Annotated in this window: 15 protein-coding genes; 6 read left to right on the forward strand and 9 right to left on the reverse strand. The window is 72.4% G+C overall.

Translation table 11 applies throughout. From position 1 onward, the window contains the following. Positions 1–106: 106 nt before the first annotated feature. On the forward strand, positions 107–3,646 hold the full coding sequence (locus OCJ37_RS06180) for a hybrid sensor histidine kinase/response regulator (protein WP_263112799.1): 3,540 nt from the start codon (positions 107–109) through the stop codon (positions 3,644–3,646). A gap of 148 nt (positions 3,647–3,794) precedes the next feature. Here OCJ37_RS06180 and mdtD read toward each other — a convergent pair whose 3' ends face one another. The 5 genes from mdtD to OCJ37_RS06205 form a co-directional block, all read right to left on the reverse strand. Beyond that, positions 3,795–5,225, reverse strand: coding sequence for a multidrug transporter subunit MdtD (gene mdtD / locus OCJ37_RS06185; protein ID WP_263112800.1), 1,431 nt, complete (start codon positions 5,223–5,225; stop codon positions 3,795–3,797). A gap of 919 nt (positions 5,226–6,144) precedes the next feature. Next, positions 6,145–7,215: a uroporphyrinogen decarboxylase gene (gene hemE / locus OCJ37_RS06190; protein ID WP_263112801.1), complete on the reverse strand. Its 1,071-nt coding sequence runs from the start codon at positions 7,213–7,215 to the stop codon at positions 6,145–6,147. Positions 7,216–7,224: 9 nt separating this feature from the next. Further along, a complete protein-coding gene (locus tag OCJ37_RS06195) occupies positions 7,225–7,479 on the reverse strand; it encodes a WGR domain-containing protein (RefSeq protein WP_263112802.1) in 255 nt (84 codons plus the stop codon). 412 nt (positions 7,480–7,891) lie between these two features. Next, positions 7,892–9,013 (reverse strand): 3-dehydroquinate synthase, encoded by a 1,122-nt coding sequence (aroB, locus tag OCJ37_RS06200; protein ID WP_263112803.1) that lies wholly within the window; start codon positions 9,011–9,013, stop codon positions 7,892–7,894. Continuing rightward, positions 9,010–9,552, reverse strand: a complete 543-nt coding sequence (locus tag OCJ37_RS06205; RefSeq protein WP_263112804.1) for a shikimate kinase — start codon at positions 9,550–9,552, stop codon at positions 9,010–9,012. Before OCJ37_RS06205 ends, aroB begins: the two co-directional genes overlap by 4 nt. A gap of 109 nt (positions 9,553–9,661) precedes the next feature. On the opposite strand from OCJ37_RS06205, the gene pdxH reads away from it, so the two are divergent. Genes pdxH through OCJ37_RS06220 form a run of 3 tightly spaced genes read left to right on the forward strand, consistent with a single transcriptional unit; the run spans position 9,662 to position 11,503 of the window. Continuing rightward, positions 9,662–10,261, forward strand: a complete 600-nt coding sequence (gene pdxH, locus OCJ37_RS06210; RefSeq protein WP_263112805.1) for a pyridoxamine 5'-phosphate oxidase — start codon at positions 9,662–9,664, stop codon at positions 10,259–10,261. Then, a complete protein-coding gene (aac(6'), locus tag OCJ37_RS06215) occupies positions 10,258–10,710 on the forward strand; it encodes an aminoglycoside 6'-N-acetyltransferase (protein WP_263112806.1) in 453 nt (150 codons plus the stop codon). The genes pdxH and aac(6') overlap by 4 nt, the downstream gene beginning before the upstream one ends. 1 nt (position 10,711) lies before the next feature. Then, a complete protein-coding gene (locus OCJ37_RS06220) occupies positions 10,712–11,503 on the forward strand; it encodes an ABC transporter substrate-binding protein (RefSeq protein ID WP_263112807.1) in 792 nt (263 codons plus the stop codon). 9 nt (positions 11,504–11,512) lie between these two features. On the opposite strand, the gene OCJ37_RS06225 is transcribed toward OCJ37_RS06220, so the two are convergent. Then, positions 11,513–12,925 (reverse strand): MFS transporter, encoded by a 1,413-nt coding sequence (locus OCJ37_RS06225; RefSeq protein WP_263112808.1) that lies wholly within the window; start codon positions 12,923–12,925, stop codon positions 11,513–11,515. A gap of 99 nt (positions 12,926–13,024) precedes the next feature. On the opposite strand from OCJ37_RS06225, the gene soxR reads away from it, so the two are divergent. After that, the gene (gene soxR, locus OCJ37_RS06230; protein WP_263112809.1) at positions 13,025–13,462 is read left to right on the forward strand and encodes a redox-sensitive transcriptional activator SoxR; all 438 of its coding nucleotides are present in this window, start codon (positions 13,025–13,027) and stop codon (positions 13,460–13,462) included. Positions 13,463–13,636: 174 nt separating this feature from the next. Here soxR and OCJ37_RS06235 read toward each other — a convergent pair whose 3' ends face one another. From OCJ37_RS06235 to OCJ37_RS06245, 3 genes are all read right to left on the reverse strand, one after another. Next, positions 13,637–14,092, reverse strand: coding sequence for a DUF4426 domain-containing protein (locus tag OCJ37_RS06235; RefSeq protein WP_263112810.1), 456 nt, complete (start codon positions 14,090–14,092; stop codon positions 13,637–13,639). Between the two features lie 15 nt (positions 14,093–14,107). Further along, complete coding sequence (proC, locus tag OCJ37_RS06240; RefSeq protein ID WP_263112811.1) at positions 14,108–14,962, reverse strand: pyrroline-5-carboxylate reductase; 855 nt, start codon at positions 14,960–14,962, stop codon at positions 14,108–14,110. A 75-nt stretch (positions 14,963–15,037) separates the two neighbouring features. Continuing rightward, on the reverse strand, positions 15,038–15,727 hold the full coding sequence (locus OCJ37_RS06245) for a YggS family pyridoxal phosphate-dependent enzyme (protein WP_263112812.1): 690 nt from the start codon (positions 15,725–15,727) through the stop codon (positions 15,038–15,040). A gap of 88 nt (positions 15,728–15,815) precedes the next feature. Between OCJ37_RS06245 and OCJ37_RS06250 the strand changes: the two genes are divergently transcribed. Further along, positions 15,816–16,853, forward strand: coding sequence for a type IV pilus twitching motility protein PilT (locus OCJ37_RS06250; protein WP_185815705.1), 1,038 nt, complete (start codon positions 15,816–15,818; stop codon positions 16,851–16,853). Positions 16,854–16,922: the final 69 nt, after the last annotated feature.

Raw genomic sequence — 16,922 nt, forward strand, 5'->3', positions numbered from 1 at the left:
CCCGGCATCTGTTGCCAGCGGCGACGCTTATCGCCGACGATGGCGAAGGGCATCGGGGACAGCGCAGCCCGCGCACAGGGAGACGACGATGCGGTCGAGAAGGATCTTGGGATGGCTGCTGTTGCTGTGGTCGGCCGCCGCCGTCGCGGCAGTGCCGCCGACGCCGCAGCCGCGCCAGCTGACCGTGGCCGACGGCCTGCCGTCCAACAGTATCAACGGCTTCGCCGAAGACCGGCTCGGCTACCTGTGGCTGGCCAGCAGCGACGGCCTGGCGCGGTTCGACGGCCGCGGCTACCGCATCTGGCGGATCGAGGACGGGCTGCGCGACAACAAGATCTGGACCGTGCACGTGGACACGCAGAACCGGGTCTGGTTCGGCACCCAGAACGCCGGCATGGGCATGCTCTCGGCGGACCGGCGCACGTTCCGCTACTACGACCGCAGCAACTACCCGCAGATCGGCGGCGCCACGGTCTGGGCGATCGCGTCCACGCCCGACGGCAGCATCTGGTTCGGCACCGCCAACGGCGGCCTGGACCGGCTGCAGGCGGACGGCACGCTGAGCCGCTACATGCCGATGCCGGGCGATGAGCGCAGCCTGCCGTCGCCCGCGGTGACCTTTCTGACCACCACGCCCGACGGCACCCTGTGGGTGGGCACGCGCGGCGGCCTGGCGCGCTGGACCGGCCACGACTTCGAGCGGCTGCCGGCCTCGGCGCTGCCGCGGCCGGAGGTGCAGGGGCTGACCCCCGAGCGCGACGGCACGCTGTGGGTGGCCAACGCCGGCGGTGCGCGCCTGCTGCGCGCCGACGGCAGCGTGGTGGCGCCGTACTGGCGCAACATGCCCAGCGAGAGCGTGCTGGGGATGCTGGTCCACGACCGCCATGGCAACCGCTGGTTCGATACGCTGGACGGCCTGGGCCGCGAGAGCGAGGCCGGGCTGATCCACAACGTGCCGCTGTACAGCAACTCCGCGCACGGGCTGGTCAAGCCGAACTGGTCGCTGGCGTTCGAGGACCGCGAGGGCGACCTGTGGTTCGCCAGCTTCAACGCCGGCCTGTGGTACCTGCCGGCCAACTGGCGGCAGTTCTCGGTGCTGTCGTACCGGGTCGACGATCCCGGCTCGATGGGCAATCCCTACGTGATCGCGACCGCGCCCTCGCGCGACGGCGGCGTGTGGCTGGCGGGGACGCGCGGGGTGCTGGACAAGCTGGATCCGGCCACCGGTGCGGTACGCCACCACATCATGGCGCTGTTCGGGCGCGACTGGGCGCGCGCGATCGTCGAGGACGGCCAGGGCCGGGTGTGGGCGGCGGCGCCGGGGGCGGTGCTGCGCTACGACCCGGTCAGCGGCGAGGTGCGGCGCTGGGGCCGGCAGGACGGCGCCGATGCGCCGATGCCCGGCGAGGTCGACCGGATGATGGTCGCCGGCGACGGGCGCCTGTGGCTGTTCGGCGAGATCGGCGGCGCGCAGCTGCGCGACCTGGACGGGCATGTGCTGCGCAATATCGCTCCGGGCGCCGACGGGCTGCCGTCGGAGCTGACCGTGGACGACGCCCGGCCCGGCCCGCTGGGCCAGCCCTGGGTGCTCGGCCAGCATGGCGCGCTGGCCTGGGATGCGACCAGCGAGCGCTTCGCGCCGGTGCCGGGTGCGCCGGCGCGGGCGCTGAGCGCCTTCACCCTCACCGACGGCAACGTGGTCTGGCTGGCCAGCGTCGGCCGCCTGGAGCGCTACCTGTGGGACGGCGCGCGCCTGAGCCTGCTCGACCGCATCGACGGCGAGCAGGAGTTCCCGGCGCTGGCGCCGAACGGGCTGGTGGTCGACGCCAGCGGCGTGGCCTGGCTGAGCAGCGTGCGCGGGCTGATCCGGGTCGACCCGGCGAGCAAGGCGATCCGCTCCTACAGCGTGCACGACGGCCTGCCCAACCAGGAATTCCGCGCGCAGACCCTGACCCAGGCGCGCAGCGGGCAGATCCTCGGCGGCACGCCCGACGGCGTGGTGCTGTTCGAGCCGGGCCAGGTGGTGCCGTCGCGGCGGCAGCCGCCGCTGGTCATCGAGCGCATCGGCGTGCGCCGCGGCGAGCGCGCGCTGGACCTGCTGCACGCCGGCAGCATCGCCCTGCAGGAAGGCGACCGCGACCTGCACGTCGTCGCCCGCCTGCTGTCGTTCTCCGACACCGACGCCAATACCTACCGGTTCCGGCTCAGCGGCTACGACCCGGACTGGGTCGACGTCGGCGCCAGCGGCGAACGCCTGTTCTCGCGCCTGCCGTCCGGCCACTACACCCTGGAGATGCAGGCGCGCACCGCCGACAAGGTGTGGTCGAAGGTCGCCACGTTGCGCTTCCGCGTGCTGCCGCCGTGGTGGCGCAGCCCCTGGGGCATCGCCGGGCTGGCGGTGCTGGTGCTGCTGGCGCTGTGGCTGCTCTCCCACCAGTACCGGCGCCGCCTGCGCCGGCGCAACGCGTGGCAACTGGCGCTGCACAAGCAGGAGCTGGCCGAACAGGCGTCGCTGGCCAAGACCCGCTTCCTGGCCACGCTCGGCCACGAGGTGCGCACGCCGATGACCGGGGTGCTGGGCATGAGCGAACTGCTGCTGGCCACGCCGCTGGATCCGAAGCAGCGCGGCTACACCGAATCGATCCGCGGCGCCGGCGCGCACCTGCTGCGCCTGGTCAACGACGCGCTGGACCTGGCGCGGATCGAGGCCGGGCGCCTGGAACTGGACCAGCAACCGTTCGACCTGGGCCAGCTGATCGCCGAACTGGAGGCGATGATGGCGCCGATGGCGCACAGCCGCGGCCTGGCGTTCGAAATGGACAATGCGATGCCGGCCGAGGTCACCGCCAGCGGCGACGCGACCCGGGTGCGGCAGATCCTGCTGAACCTGCTCAACAACGCGATCAAGTTCACCGACCATGGCGGCGTGACCCTGCGCGTGGCGCCATTGAACGGCGACCAGGGCGTGCGCTTCGAGGTCGCCGACACCGGCCCGGGCATCAACGCCGAGCAGCAGGCGCGGCTGTTCCAGCGCTTCGAGCAGGCCGACGGCCCGCGCACCGCCGCGCGCTATGGCGGCAGCGGGCTGGGCCTGGCGATCTGCCAGGAGCTGGCGGTGGCGATGGGCGGGCGCGTGGAACTGCATAGCAGGCTCGGCGTCGGCACTCGCTTCATCGTCGACCTGCCGCTGCCCTGGGTCCCGGCACCGCTGCGCCCCGGCGTCCGCGGCGAGCGCGAGACGCCGGCCCCGCGCCGGTCGCTGCGCATCCTGCTGGTCGAGGACGACCCCACCGTCGCCGAGGTCGTCAGCGGCCTGCTGAGCGCGCGCGGCCACCACGTCACCCACGCTGCGCACGCATTGGCGGCGCTGACCGACGTGGCCGCCAGCACGTTCGACGTGGCCTTGCTGGACCTGGACCTGCCCGGCCTGGACGGCCTGGCGCTGGCGCGGCAACTGCGCGTGTTCGGCTACGAGATGCCGCTGATCGCGGTCACCGCGCGCGCCGACGCCGACGCCGAACCGCAGGCCCGTGCGGCCAGCTTCGACGGTTTCCTGCGCAAGCCGGTGACGGGTGACATGCTGGCCGAGGCGATCGAGGCGGTGCTGGGGGGCCGGGATTCGGGATTGGGGATTGGGGATTCGTAAACGCGGCGCTGCGCGCGTGCCGGCTTTGGCGCGCGATGGCGTGGTCATGGCAGTGGTTCAACTCGGCACAAGGCCTGGTAAGGAGGCAAAACGTCAGACGCAGCGAGCCCGCCTTTGCCGATCCCCAATCCCGACTCCCGAATCCCCGCTACTCGGCCACCTCCTCCACCTGCCTGGGATGCGGCCGCGTATCGGGCAGCTGCCAGAAGATCAGCGTGGAGGTCAGGGTGATCGCGCCGACGCAGACGAAGGTGGCGTGCAGCGCGGCGGTGGCGCCGTGGGTGTCGCCGAGGTGGGTGTTGAAGGCCGCCAGCAGGCTGCCCGCGGCCGCGGCGCCGAAGCCGGTGGCCAGCATCATCACCATCGACAGCAGGCCGTTGCCGGCGCTGGCCTGGTCGCTGTCCAGGTCGCGCAGCGTCACCGTGTTCATGACGGTGAACTGCAGCGAATTGACCGCGCCGAACAGCGCCAGCTGCAGCAGCCGCCAGCCCAGCGCCTGGCCGGCGTCGAACAGCACGAAGCTGGCCATCGCCACGCCGACCAGCACCGTGTTGGTCATCAGCACCCGCCGGTAGCCGTAGCGCTCCACCAGTTTCACCGCCGCGCGCTTGGCGGCCATGCCGGCCAGCGCCACCGGCACCATCATCAGCCCGGCGCGCATCGGGCTCATGCCCAGGCCCACCTGCAGCAGCAACGGGATCAGGAACGGCATGCTGCCGCTGCCCACGCGCGCGAACAGGTTGCCGAGGATGCCGATGCGGAAGCTGACCACCTTGAACAGGTGCAGCGGGAACAGCGGTGCGGTGGCGCTGGCCGCGTGCAGCCAGTAGCCGATCAGCGCGGCCAGGCCGGCGATCGCCAGCAGCATGACGAACGCATGGCGCAGGCCCAGCTCGGAGATCCCGTCCAGCGCCAGCGACAGCGCGACCATGCCGAAGGCCAGCATCGCGTAGCCGATCAGGTCGAAGCAGGTGCGCTGCTCGCCGTGGAAATCGGGCATCACCGTCAGCGCCGCGACGAAGCCGATCGCGCCGATCGGCAGGTTGATCAGGAACACCCAGTGCCACGAGGCCACCTGCACCAGCCAGCCGCCCAGCGTCGGCCCCACCAGCGGCCCGATCAGCGCCGGGATCGCGATGAAGCTCATCGCGCTCAGGAACTGCTCGCGCGACACCGAGCGCATCACCGCCAGGCGCCCGACCGGCAGCAGCATCGCCCCGCCGATGCCCTGCAGCACCCGCGCCGCGACCAGGTAGGGCAGGCGCGGCGCCGCCGCGCACAGCAGCGAACCGAGGGTGAACAGCACGATCGCGGCCAGGAAGGTGCGGCGCGTGCCGTAGCGGTCGGCGATCCAGCCCGAGGCGGGGATGAACATCGCCACCGCCAGCGCATAGCTGAACACCACCGATTGCATCTGCAGCGGGCTTTCGCCCAGGCTGCGCGCCATTGCCGGCAGCGCGGTGTTGACGATGGTCGCGTCGAGCATCTGCATGAAGATGGCCAGCGACACCAGCCACAGCAGCGGGCGGAAACTGCGGTAGTTCGGGACGGAGATCGGATCGGGGGAGGGCGCGGACATCGGCACGCACGGCAACGCGGGGGGCGTACAGGATCGCGCATCCCGCGTCGCGGTGTCGTGCAACGGCGAGCGGTTGTGACGGCTGCCGCGGGTTGCCGCCTCGATGCGATGGCGGATCAAGGCGCATCGCGCGCGTTTTCTGTCGGGGGGACTTCAGTCCCGATGGTGTCCGACGCCTGGAAACGAGCCGTCTTCGTTCGTCGCGACTGAAGTCGCTCCCACAGGGGCTTGCGGCGAGCCGGCTGGGTGCACTGTAGGGGGCTTCAGCCCCGACGGTGTCCGGAGCCTTCGAGCCTGCCGCTTCGTTCGTCGCGACTGAAGTCGCTCCTACAGGGGGCTTGCGGCGCGCCGGCTGGGTGCACTGTAGGAGGGGCTTTAGCCCCGACAGTGTCCGGAGCCTTCCAGCCTGCCGCTTCGCTCGTCGCGACTGAAGTCGCTCCCACAGGGGCTTGCGGCGAGCCGGCTGGGTGCACTGTAGGAGGGGCTTTAGCCCCGACAGTGTCCGGAACCTTCGAGCCTGCCGCTTCGCTCGTCGCGACTGAAGTCGCTCCTACAGGGGCTTGCGGCGAGCCGGCTGGGTGCACTGTAGGAGGGGCTTTAGCCCCGACAGTGTCCGGAGCCTTCGAGCCTGCGGCTTCTTTCGTCGCGACTGAAGTCGCTCCTACAGTGGGCTTGCGGTGGGCCGGCTGGGTGCACTGTCGAAGGGGCTTCAGTCCCGACGGTGTCTGGAGCTGTCGGGTCCACCGCTTCGTTCGTCGCGGCTGAAGCCGCTCCTGCAGGGATGGGCGGCGAGCAGGCCGGTGCATTGTGGGAGGGACTTCAGTCCCGACTGCAAGATGGCGCAAGCGCGCGTTGTGTCGCCCCTGCGTAACCGATGCGCGGGAAGGCGCCCATCGGTTGCGACGGCTTGGTGCGCGCGCTATGCCTGAGCACGCCGGCTGTGCCGTTGCACCGCGGCGACCAGCGCGCCGACGTGCTCGGGTTGCATGTCCGGCGACAGGCCGTGGCCGAGGTTGAACACGTGGCCTTCCGGCGAGCCGTTGCCGTCGGCGTAGCTGTGCAGCACGCGCTGCACTTCGCGCTCGATCGCCGCCGGTGCGCCGTACAGCGTCGCCGGGTCGAGGTTGCCCTGCAGCGCAACGCGGCCGCCGGTGCGGCGTGCGGCCTCGGCCAGGTCGACGGTCCAGTCCACGCCCAGGCCTTCGGCGCCGGAGGCGGCCAGTTCCTCCAGGTACGGCGCGTTGCCCTTGCCGAACAGGATCAGCGGGGTGCGCTGCGCGCCGTCGCCGCGCGGCAGTTCTCGGGCGATGCGTTGCAGGTAGGGCAGGGAGAACTCGCGGTACATCGCCGGGCTCAGCACGCCGCCCCAGGTGTCGAACACCTGCAGCGCCTGCGCGCCGGCCGCGCGCTGCGCCGCCAGGTAGGCGATCACCGCGTCGGTGTTGACCGACAGCAGGCGGTGCAGCGCCGCCGGGTCGTTCAGCGCCATCGCCTTGATCCGCGCGTAGTTGTCGCTGCCGCCGCCTTCGACCATGTAGCAGGCCAGCGTCCACGGGCTGCCGGAGAAGCCGATCAGCGGCACGCGGCCGTCCAGCTCGCGCCGGATCACCCGCACCGCGTCCATCACGTAGCGCAGCTCGGTCTCCATGTCCGGCACGCCGAGCCGGGCGATCGCCGCCGCATCGCGCACGGGATGCTTGAACTTGGGGCCTTCGCCCTCGACGAAATACAGCTCCAGGCCCATCGCGTCGGGGATGGTGAGGATGTCGGAGAACAGGATCGCCGCGTCCAGCGGGAACCGCTCCAGCGGCTGCAGGGTCACCTCGCAGGCCAGTTCCGGGGTCTTGGCCATGGCCAGGAAGCTGCCGGCGCGGGCGCGGGTGGCGCGGTACTCGGGCAGGTAGCGCCCGGCCTGGCGCATCAGCCACACGGGGGTCTGGTCCACGGGCTCGCGGCGCAGCGCGCGCAGCAGGCGGTCGTTCTTGAGCATGGGGTTTCCTTAGCGCGGGGCGTCGGCGCCGCGGGTGAACATGACCTGGAAGCCGCGCTTGAGTTGCGCATCGCGGGCTTTCTCGAAGGCGGCGTGGGCCTCGTCCTGCAGCAGGTACTGCTCGCGCTTGAGCTGCGCGCGGCCGCCGATCTGGCCGCTTTCGCGCAGCAGTTCCCAGCCGCCGAACAGGTCCGGTTGCAGGGTCAGCTGGATGTAGCGCGGCGGCTCGTTGCCGCCGGGGCGTTGCTGTAGGAAGACGCGCATGCCGCCGATTGTACCGGTCGCAGGCCGTGGCGGCGTCGGCACCGGGCGCGCGTTATGGGGCGGGTAGGGAAGCCGGGAGGACGTTTGTGCCGCGGTCGTCGGGCAGGCGCGGCGGCAGGCGGCTGGCGCGACGCGTGCATTTGCCGGCGCGCTGAACCCTGGACGACGCGCGAAGTCCCGGGGCGGGCGCGTCCTGGCGCAGGCCTGCGCCCCGGGCGTCGTGCAGGCACGCGGGCATGCTGGCTGAGTGCACTGTGGGATGGACGTCAGTCCCGACGCTGTCCGACGTCGTGAGGCCCACCACCTCGCTCGTCGCGACTGATGGCCCGAGGCCACCCGGACTCGCTCCCACAGGGACTTGCGGCGAGCCGGCCACCGAGGGCAGATGGATGCCTCGGCGCGGCGGGCTGCGCTACGCCGCCTGCACCGCGGCCTCCAGCACCGCCAGCACCGCCGCCTCGTCCACGTCCGGCACCACTTCGGCCTGGCCGATGCCGCGCCACAGCACCAGCCGCAGGCGCCCGGCGAGGTTCTTCTTGTCCAGCCGCATCCGCGCCAGCAGCGCCTGCGGCGCGAGGCCGGCCGGCAGCGCGGTGGGCAGGCCGAAGTCGGCCAGCAGCGCGCGCAGCCGTTCGCCGTCCTGCGCGCCGGCCATGCCCAGCTGCGCCGACAGGTCGGCCGCCAGCACCATGCCCACCGCCACCGCTTCGCCGTGGTTGAGGTTGTCGTTGCCCGGCGCGCCGTAACCCTGTTCGGTCTCGATCGCGTGGCCGAAGGTGTGGCCGAGGTTGAGCAGGGCGCGTTCGCCCTTCTCCAGCGGGTCGCGGGCCACGATCTCGGCCTTGTGCTCGCAGCTGCGCGCGATCGCCTGCGCCAGCGCGGCCGGCTCGGCGGCCAGCAGCGCGTGGCGTTCGGCGTGCAGCCATTCGAAGAACAGCGGGTCGCGGATCGCGCCGTACTTGATCACCTCGGCCAGGCCGGCGCGCAGTTCGCGCGGCGGCAGGCTGCGCAGCGTGGCGGTGTCGGCCAGCACCGCGCGCGGCGGGTGGAACGCGCCGACCAGGTTCTTGCCCTGGGCGATGTCCACCGCGGTCTTGCCGCCGACCGAGGAATCGACCATCGCCAGCAGCGTGGTCGGCAGTTGCACGCAGTCCACCCCGCGCATCCAGCAGGCGGCGGCGAAGCCGGCCAGGTCGCCGACCACGCCGCCGCCAAGCGCCAGCACGCAGGCGTCGCGGGTGGCGCCGAGCTCGGCCAGCGCGGTGATCGCCGCGCCGAAGCTGTCCAGGGTCTTGGACGCCTCGCCGGCCGGGATCACCAGCGCGCCGATCGTCAGCTCCGGGCGCGCGGCCAGCAGCGCGCCGCGCAGTTGCGCGGCGTACCGCGGGGCGACGTTGCTGTCGCTGAGCAGCAGCACGTGGCGGCCGCGCACGTGCTCGGCCAGGCGCACGCCGTCGTCGAGCAGGCCCGGGCCGATGTGGATGGAGTAGGCCGGGTCGCCATCGACCTGGACGGTACGCAGGGAAACAGTCATGCAGTGGGTTCCGGAAGCTTCCACGACGCGGCCAGGCGCACGACCAGCTGCGCGGTGGCCTCGGCGGGATTGAGGTGGTCGGTGTCCAGGATCAGGTCGGCGACCTCGCGGTACAGCGGCTCGCGCACCGCGTGCAGCGCGTGCAGCACCTGTTCGCGGTCGCCGCGCTGCAGCAGCGGGCGGCTGCGGTCGCGCTGCAGGCGCTGCAGCTGCGAGGCCACGCTGACCCGCAGGTACACCACGAAGCCGTGCTCGCGCATCTCGCGGCGGCTGTCGGCGTCGAGCACCGCGCCGCCGCCGGTGGAGATGAGGTGGCCGGGCGTGCTCAGCACGCTTGCCAGCACCGCGCGTTCGTGTTCGCGGAAGCCGGCTTCGCCGGCGTGCTCGAACAGCGAGGCGATGCTCGCGCCGGTGCGCTCGACGATGGCCTGGTCGCTATCGACGAAGGCGAGGCTGAAGCGCTCGGCCAGGCGCCGGCCGATGACGCTCTTGCCGGCTCCCATCGGGCCGACCAGCACGAGATTGGGGGCGGGATTCATCCGTCGATGCTAGCAGACGCGCCCGCGGCGCAGGCCGGCCGCGGCGGCGCGTGCGTCGCGCCGCGCATGGCGCGACAATGGCGGCATCGTCCGCCGAGTGCCTTGCGCCATGCCCGATCTCTACGCCGAAGCCCTGTCCACGTTCGCCGAGCTGTTCGCCGAGGCGCGCGACAGCGACGAGGCCGAATACAACGCGATGGTCGTCGCCTCGGCGACGCTGGAGGCGCGGCCGTCCTCGCGGGTGGTGCTGCTGAAGGCCTACGACGCGCGTGGCTTCGTGTTCTACACCCACCTGGACAGCCAGAAGGGCCGCGAACTGCAGGCCAACCCGCAGGCCTCGCTGCTGTTCCTGTGGCGGCGCATGCGCGAGGACGGCGTGCAGGTGCGCATCGACGGCGAGGTGCAGCTGGTGGCCGCGGCCGAGGCCGATGCGTACTTCGCCTCGCGCCCGCGCATGAGCCAGATCGGCGCGTGGGCCTCGGCGCAGTCGCGCACCCTGCAGTCGCGCGAGGAGTTCGAGGAGCGCGTGGCCAAGGCCGAGGCCAGCTTCGAGGGCCGCGAGGTGCCGCGCCCGGAGGGCTGGAGCGGCTTCCGCGTGGTGCCGCGCAGCTTCGAGTTCTGGTACGGCGGCAAGTTCCGCCTGCACGAGCGCTGGCGCTACGACGCCGACCCCGCCGGCCATTGGTCCAAGCGGATGCTGTTCCCGTGAGCGAGGCCTTCTCGGTCCGCCCCGCCGGTGCCGCCGACCTGCGCGCCTGGGCGGCGCTGCGCGAGGCCTTGTGGCCGGACGAGAGCGACGCGTTCGGCGGCGTGGCCGAAGCGCTGCAGCGCGAGGACGGGGCCAACTTCCTGGCCTTCGCCGCCGACGGCCAGGCGATCGGCTTCGCCGACGCCACCTTGCGCCAGGACTACGTCAACGGCACCGACAGTTCGCCGGTGGGCTTCCTGGAAGGCTGGTACGTGGTGCCGGCGTGGCGCGGCCGCGGGGTCGGCCGCGCGTTGTTGCGCCACGTGCTGGAGTGGACCCGCGCGCAGGGCTGCACCGAACTGGCCTCCGATGCGTTGATCGACGACGCCGCGGCGCAGGCCGCGCACCGCGCCTGCGGCTTCGAGGAAACCGAGCGCGTGGTGTACTTCCGCATGCCGGTGGCGGACTGAGATGGGCCCGCGGCGCATCGTCTGCCTGACCGAGGAACCCACCGAGACGCTGTACGCGCTCGGCGAGCAGGACCGCATCGTCGGCATCAGCGGCTTCACCGTGCGCCCGCCGCAGGCGCGCCGCGACAAGCCCAAGGTCAGCGCCTTCACCAGCGCCAAGATCGGCGAGATCCTGAAGCTGCAGCCGGACCTGGCGATCGGCTTTTCCGACATCCAGGCCGAGATCGCCGCCGAGCTGGTGCGCAACGGCGTGGAGGTGTGGATCGCCAACCACCGCAGCGTCGACGGCATTCTCGACTACGTGCGCCGGCTCGGCGCGCTGGTCGGCGCCGGCGCGCGCGCCGCGGCCTATGCGGACGAGCTCGAACGGGGGCTGGCCGCCGTCGCCGCGCAGGCCGGGACGCTGCCGCGGCGGCCGAAGGTGTATTTCGAGGAATGGGACGAGCCGATCATCACCGGCATCCGCTGGGTCGCCGAACTGGTGCGCATCGCCGGCGGCGACGACGTGTTTCCGGAGCTGTCGGCCGAGCCGCTGGCCAAGGCGCGGATCCTGGCCAACGGCGACGAAGTGGTGCGGCGCGCGCCGGACATCATCCTCGGCTCGTGGTGCGGCAAGCGCTTCCGCCCCGAGCGCGTGGCCGCGCGGCCGGGCTGGGCGGCGATCCCGGCGGTGCGCGACGGCCAGCTGTTCGAGATCAAGTCGCCGTTGATCCTGCAGCCGGGCCCGGCCGCCCTGACCGACGGTGTGCGCGCCATCGCCGCCATCGTGCAGGCCTGGGCGCAGCGGCAGTAGCCGCCGGCGCTAGCGCGGCGCCGGCGGCTGGGTGCGGCCGGCGATGCCGAAGCCCAGCAGCGCCAGCAGTGCGGCCACGGCGAAGGTGGACAGGTACGCCGCGAGCACCGACTGCGCCAGCAGCGCCGCGAACAGCGAGCCGCCGACCGCCAGCGTGGTCGCCACCGCGAGCGCCTCGCTCAACTGCAGCGCCGAGCTGTTCGCGCCCTGCTGCGCCGGCGGCGACAGGGTCAGGGTCAGCACCGACAGGGTCGGGTAGATCAGGCCCATGCCCAGGCCGGTGGCGGTCCAGCCGCCGATCGCCACCGCGGCGGGGACCGCCGGCAGCAACGCCAGCGCGGTGGCCGCGATGCCCAGCGTCATCAGCGCGCCGCCCACGCGCAAGCGGCGCACGCGCGTGCCGTCGCGGCCGTAGTGGCCCTGGTACCAGGAGCCGGCGAACCAGCCCAGCGCGCCGGCGCTCAGCGCCACGCCGGCCCAGGTCGGCGACAGGCCGCGCTCGCGCGACAGCAGCAGCGGCAGGAACGCCTCGCAGCCGAAGAACGCCGAGCCGGCGATGCCGCGCAGCGCGATCACGCTGGGCAGCCCGCGCGCGGCGCGCAGGCTGCCGCGCGGCAGCAACCGCCACGCGCAGGCCAGCAGCAGCGCCAGCGCCGGCAGCACCGTGGCCGCCGCCGCGGCGCCGCGTTGCTGGCCGCCCAGATACAGCAGGCAGACCCCGGCCGCCGCGCCGACCGACCACAGCAGCGGCGCGGAACTCGAGCGCGCCGGCGCGGCGGCCTGCGGCAGGCGCCGCAGCGACGGCAGCAACAGCGCCGCCGACGGCAGCGCCAGCAGCGGGACCGCCAGGAACACCCAGCGCCAGCCGACGTGCTCGACGATCAGGCCGCTGACGCTCGGCCCGATCAGCGACGGCACCACCCAGCCGGCCGAGAACGCGGCGAAGATGCGCGGCCGCAGCGCCTGCGGATACAGGCGCGCGACCAGCACGTACAGCGCCACCGAGATCGCGCCGGCGCCCAGGCCCTGCACCAGCCGTCCGGCCAGCAGCATCGGCATCGACGCCGCCAGCCCGGCCAGCAGCAGGCCAAGCACGAAGCACGCCAGGCCCGCCCACAGCGGCGCCGCCGGGCCGCGCAGGTCGCTCCAGCGCCCGGCCACGGTCATGCCGATCACGCTGGTGGCCAGGGTGCCGCCGAACGCCAGCGCGTACAGCCGCAGCCCGTCCAGTTCGCGCGCCACGGTCGGCATCGCGGTGGCCACCGCCAGCGCCTCGAAGGCGACCAGCGACACCAGCGCGACCATGCCCAGCGTGGTGGCGCGGTAGCGCGGGGCCAGCACCGAATCGGCAACGGATGCGGCCGGCGGCGTCTGCACGGCGGTGTCGCGGTGCTGGCGGAGGGGTGGCGCGGCGTCGGTCATTTCAGGGCCTTGTGCGAAGGAGGCAAGCATCCGGCGGCTGCTTGCGTGGCAGGGAGCGGGCGCGCAGCATGCAACCTCAACCGGACTCGAGGTCAAGCGATGCACGAGGAACTGAGCGTGGGGCAGGTCGCCCAACGCAGCGGGGTAGCGGTCTCCGCGCTGCACTTCTACGAGAAGAAGGGCCTGATCCGCAGCCTGCGCACTGCCGGCAACCAGCGCCGCTATGCGCGCGACGTGCTGCGCCGGCTGGCGGTGATCCGCGTCGCGCAGCGCGTCGGCATGCCGCTGGAGAGCATCAAGGCCGCGTTCGCGCAGCTGCCCGATGCGCGCACGCCCACGCGTGCGGAGTGGGCGCGGATGTCGGCGGCCTGGCGCCAGGAACTGGACGCGCGCATCCTGCAGCTGACCCAGTTGCGCCACCAGCTCACCGACTGCATCGGCTGCGGCTGCCTGTCGCTGCGCCGCTGCCGGCTGAGCAATCCCGCCGATGCGCTGGGCGCGCAAGGCAACGGGCCGCAACACTGGTCGCCACGCTGAGGATGGGCCGCGGCCAGCACAGCCGAAGCCGCTGCAATGGATGCTTGGTCGTGCGGCCGCTGCAGTCGGCGCGATGCCGGTGTGGGAGCGACCTCAGTCGCGACGGGTGTCGCCGATCGTCCCGCGTCGCGACTGAAGCCGCTCCCACACGTGCGGATGGGCAACCGGAGAGCGCTAGAAGGTCCGGCTGAAGCGCACCGCGCCCGCGCCGTCGGCGCTGCGCACGTCCACCGTGAAATTCAGCTGGTCGTGCGCGCTGACGCGGACGGTGCCGACGTAGTCGGTATAGGCGTCGGTCACCGCGTCGCGGAAGGCGATGTCCTGGCGGCGGCCGCTGAGGTCGCTGGCGCTGCCGGCCACGCGGCCGCTGGCCGGCAGTTCCTCGCCGCCCTGCACGCGGCGCAGCGCGACCATCACCAGCGCGGTGTCGGCGGAGCGTTCGATGCCGTAGCGTCGCGCCACCTGCTCGCTCATCGCCAGCGTCGGCAGCGCGTTGTAGTGCACGCGCAGCGCGCCGAAATCGGCCTGTGCCGGCGCGGGCGCCAGCACGGCGGCCGGGCGTGGGGTTTCCTGCGCCGAGCAGGCGGCCAGGGCGAGGCAGAGCAGCATGGCGACAGGCAGGCGGCGCATCGGTGGCTCCCGGGGTCAGTCGTTGGCGGCGGACAGCGCGCGGCCGCGCGCGGCGGCGGCGGCGATGGCGGCGCCGGTCAGCGTTTCGAAGCCGCCGGCCTGGAAGGTCTCGATCGCGGCCTGGGTGGTGCCGTTGGGCGAGGTCACGCGTCGCCGCAGTTCGCTCGGCGCCTCGCCCGATTCGGTGAGCATGCGCGCCGCGCCGAGCACGGTCTGCAGCACCAGCGTGCGCGCCGCCGCGGCCGGCAGGCCTTGGGCGATGCCGGCCGCTTCCATCGCCTCGGCGAGCAGGAACACGTAGGCCGGGCCGCTGCCGGAGACCGCGGTGACCGCGTCGATCAGCGCCTCGTCCTCGACCCAGACGGTGACCCCCGCGGCGGCCAGCAGCTGCTCGGCCTGGCGCCGCTGCGCGGCGCTGGCCTGCGCGTTGGCGAACAGGCCGGTGACGCCGGCGCCGAGCAGCGCCGGCGTGTTCGGCATCGCCCGCACCAGCGCATGGCCACCGCCCAGCCAGCGGTCGAGCTGGCCGGCGCTGATGCCGGCGGCGATGGACAGCAGCAGCGGCCGCTGCGCCTGGGCCAGCGCGGCCAGGCCGTCGCACACGCTGCGCAGCACCTGCGGCTTGACCGCGAACAGCCACAGCGCCGCGCCGTCGGCCGCGTCCGCCGCGTCGGCGACGGCGCGCACGCCGTAGTCCGCGACCAGCGCCTCGCGCAGCGCCTGCACCGGCTCGGCCACGCGGATCGTGTCCGGCGCAACGCCCTGGCGGACCAGTCCGGCGATCAGGCTGCGCGCCATGTTGCCGCCGCCGATGAAGGCGATGGTGTGGCCGGGACTCGGGACGGGGGACTCGGGGCTCGGTGAGGTCATGGCGGCCGGCGGCTACGGGGAATGGGAAACGCACGATAGCAACTGCGCGAGCGATGGAGGCCCCGCCGCCCGCCCTTACCGGGTTCCGGGTCTCGGGTCGCGCGCCCCGAACAGTGCCGTCCCCACCCGCACCATCGTCGCGCCCTCGGCGATGGCCAGCGCGAAGTCGCCGCTCATGCCCATCGACAAGGTGTCGGCGCCCGGATGACGCGCATTCAGGCCGTCGAGCAGGGCGCGCATGCGCCGGAACGCGGTGCGCCGCAGCGCGTCTTCGGGAAACGGCGCCGGGATCGCCATCAGCCCGCGCAGGCGCAGCGTCGGCTGCGCGGCGATGGCCGCGGCCAGCGCGTCCACGTCGCCGGGCGCGCAGCCGTGCTTGCTGGTCTCGTCGTCGATGTTGACCTGGATCAACACGTTCAGCGGCGGCCGCTGCGCCGGGCGGTGCCTGGCCAGCGCGTCGACCAGCTTGGGCCGGTCCACCGTCTGCACCCAGTCGAACAGTACCGCGGCCTGTTCGGCCTTGTTCGACTGCAGGTGGCCGATCAGATGCCATTCCAGCGCCAGCGCCTGCAGTTCGGCGATCTTGCTCGCCGCTTCCTGCACGTAGTTCTCGCCGAAGGCGCGCTGTCCCTGCGCGGCCAGGGCCGCGATCGCCGCGGCCGGCTGGGTCTTGGACACGGCCAGCAGGCGGGCGTCGGGCCGCTGCGCGGACGCCGCGGCGCGGGCCATGTCCAGCTGGATCTGCTGCAGGGGAGAGGGGGGCACGGGCGGCGCTTCTGGCAACGGGGAAGGGCGCTATACTGCCGTCCGGGGAATCATCCTTCCAGTCGCAGCCCAAGGGGAAAAGCAGCGTATGGATATCGCTGAACTATTGGCGTTCTCGGTCAAGAACAAGGCGTCCGACCTGCACCTGTCCGCCGGCCTGCCGCCGATGATCCGGGTCGATGGCGACGTGCGCCGCATCAACATCCCGGCGCTGGACCACAAGCAGGTGCACGCGCTGGTGTACGACATCATGTCGGACAAGCAGCGCCGCGACTACGAAGAGTTCCTGGAAGTGGACTTCTCGTTCGAGATTCCCAGCCTGGCGCGCTTTCGCGTCAACGCGTTCAACCAGAACCGCGGCGCCGGCGCGGTGTTCCGCACGATTCCCTCGGAAGTGCTGACCCTGGAAGACCTGGGCTGCCCGCCGATCTTCCGCCAGCTGATCGACCAGCCGCAGGGCCTGATCCTGGTCACCGGGCCGACCGGCTCGGGCAAGTCGACCACGCTGGCCGGCATGATCGACTACATCAACAAGAACGAATACGGCCACATCCTCACCGTCGAGGATCCGATCGAATTCGTGCACACCTCGCAGAAGTGCCTGATCAACCAGCGCGAGGTGCACCGCGACACGCACGGCTTCAACGAGGCGCTGCGCTCGGCGCTGCGCGAGGACCCGGACATCATCCTGGTCGGCGAGTTGCGCGACCTGGAAACCATCCGCCTGGCGCTGACCGCCGCGGAAACCGGCCACCTGGTGTTCGGCACCCTGCACACCAGCTCGGCGGCCAAGACCATCGACCGCATCATCGACGTGTTCCCGGCCGGCGAGAAGCCGATGGTGCGCTCGATGCTGTCCGAATCGCTGCGCGCGGTGATCTCGCAGGCGCTGCTGAAGAAGGTCGGCGGCGGCCGCACCGCGGCATGGGAGATCATGGTCGGCACCCCGGCGATCCGCAACCTGATCCGCGAGGACAAGGTGGCGCAGATGTACTCGGCGATCCAGACCGGCCAGCAGACCGGCATGCAGACCCTGGACCAGCACCTGCAGGACCTGGTCAAGCGCAGCCTGATCACCCGCAATCAGGCGCGCGAGTACGCCAAGGACAAGCGCGTGTTCGAGTAGCCGGGATTGGGGATTCGGGATTGGGGATTCGCGACGGCGGGTTTCCGGTCCGGACCCCGCTCTAGCGAA

Source organism: Xanthomonas sp. AM6 (genome assembly GCF_025665335.1).
Classification (GTDB): Bacteria; Pseudomonadota; Gammaproteobacteria; order Xanthomonadales; family Xanthomonadaceae; genus Xanthomonas_A.

What these genes read in the sequence shown, in the direction of transcription:
- OCJ37_RS06235 (WP_263112810.1), bottom strand. Translation starts at nt 14,092, where the DNA reads ATGCGCCGCCTGCCTGTCGCCATGCTGCTCTGCCTCGCCCTGGCCGCC.
- OCJ37_RS06205 (WP_263112804.1), bottom strand. Translation starts at nt 9,552, where the DNA reads ATGAATCCCGCCCCCAATCTCGTGCTGGTCGGCCCGATGGGAGCCGGC.
- OCJ37_RS06225 (WP_263112808.1), bottom strand. Translation starts at nt 12,925, where the DNA reads ATGACCGACGCCGCGCCACCCCTCCGCCAGCACCGCGACACCGCCGTG.
- OCJ37_RS06220 (WP_263112807.1), top strand. Translation starts at nt 10,712, where the DNA reads ATGGGCCCGCGGCGCATCGTCTGCCTGACCGAGGAACCCACCGAGACG.
- aroB (WP_263112803.1), bottom strand. Translation starts at nt 9,013, where the DNA reads ATGACTGTTTCCCTGCGTACCGTCCAGGTCGATGGCGACCCGGCCTAC.
- proC (WP_263112811.1), bottom strand. Translation starts at nt 14,962, where the DNA reads ATGACCTCACCGAGCCCCGAGTCCCCCGTCCCGAGTCCCGGCCACACC.
- pdxH (WP_263112805.1), top strand. Translation starts at nt 9,662, where the DNA reads ATGCCCGATCTCTACGCCGAAGCCCTGTCCACGTTCGCCGAGCTGTTC.
- OCJ37_RS06195 (WP_263112802.1), bottom strand. Translation starts at nt 7,479, where the DNA reads ATGCGCGTCTTCCTACAGCAACGCCCCGGCGGCAACGAGCCGCCGCGC.
- OCJ37_RS06250 (WP_185815705.1), top strand. Translation starts at nt 15,816, where the DNA reads ATGGATATCGCTGAACTATTGGCGTTCTCGGTCAAGAACAAGGCGTCC.
- hemE (WP_263112801.1), bottom strand. Translation starts at nt 7,215, where the DNA reads ATGCTCAAGAACGACCGCCTGCTGCGCGCGCTGCGCCGCGAGCCCGTG.
- soxR (WP_263112809.1), top strand. Translation starts at nt 13,025, where the DNA reads ATGCACGAGGAACTGAGCGTGGGGCAGGTCGCCCAACGCAGCGGGGTA.
- mdtD (WP_263112800.1), bottom strand. Translation starts at nt 5,225, where the DNA reads ATGTCCGCGCCCTCCCCCGATCCGATCTCCGTCCCGAACTACCGCAGT.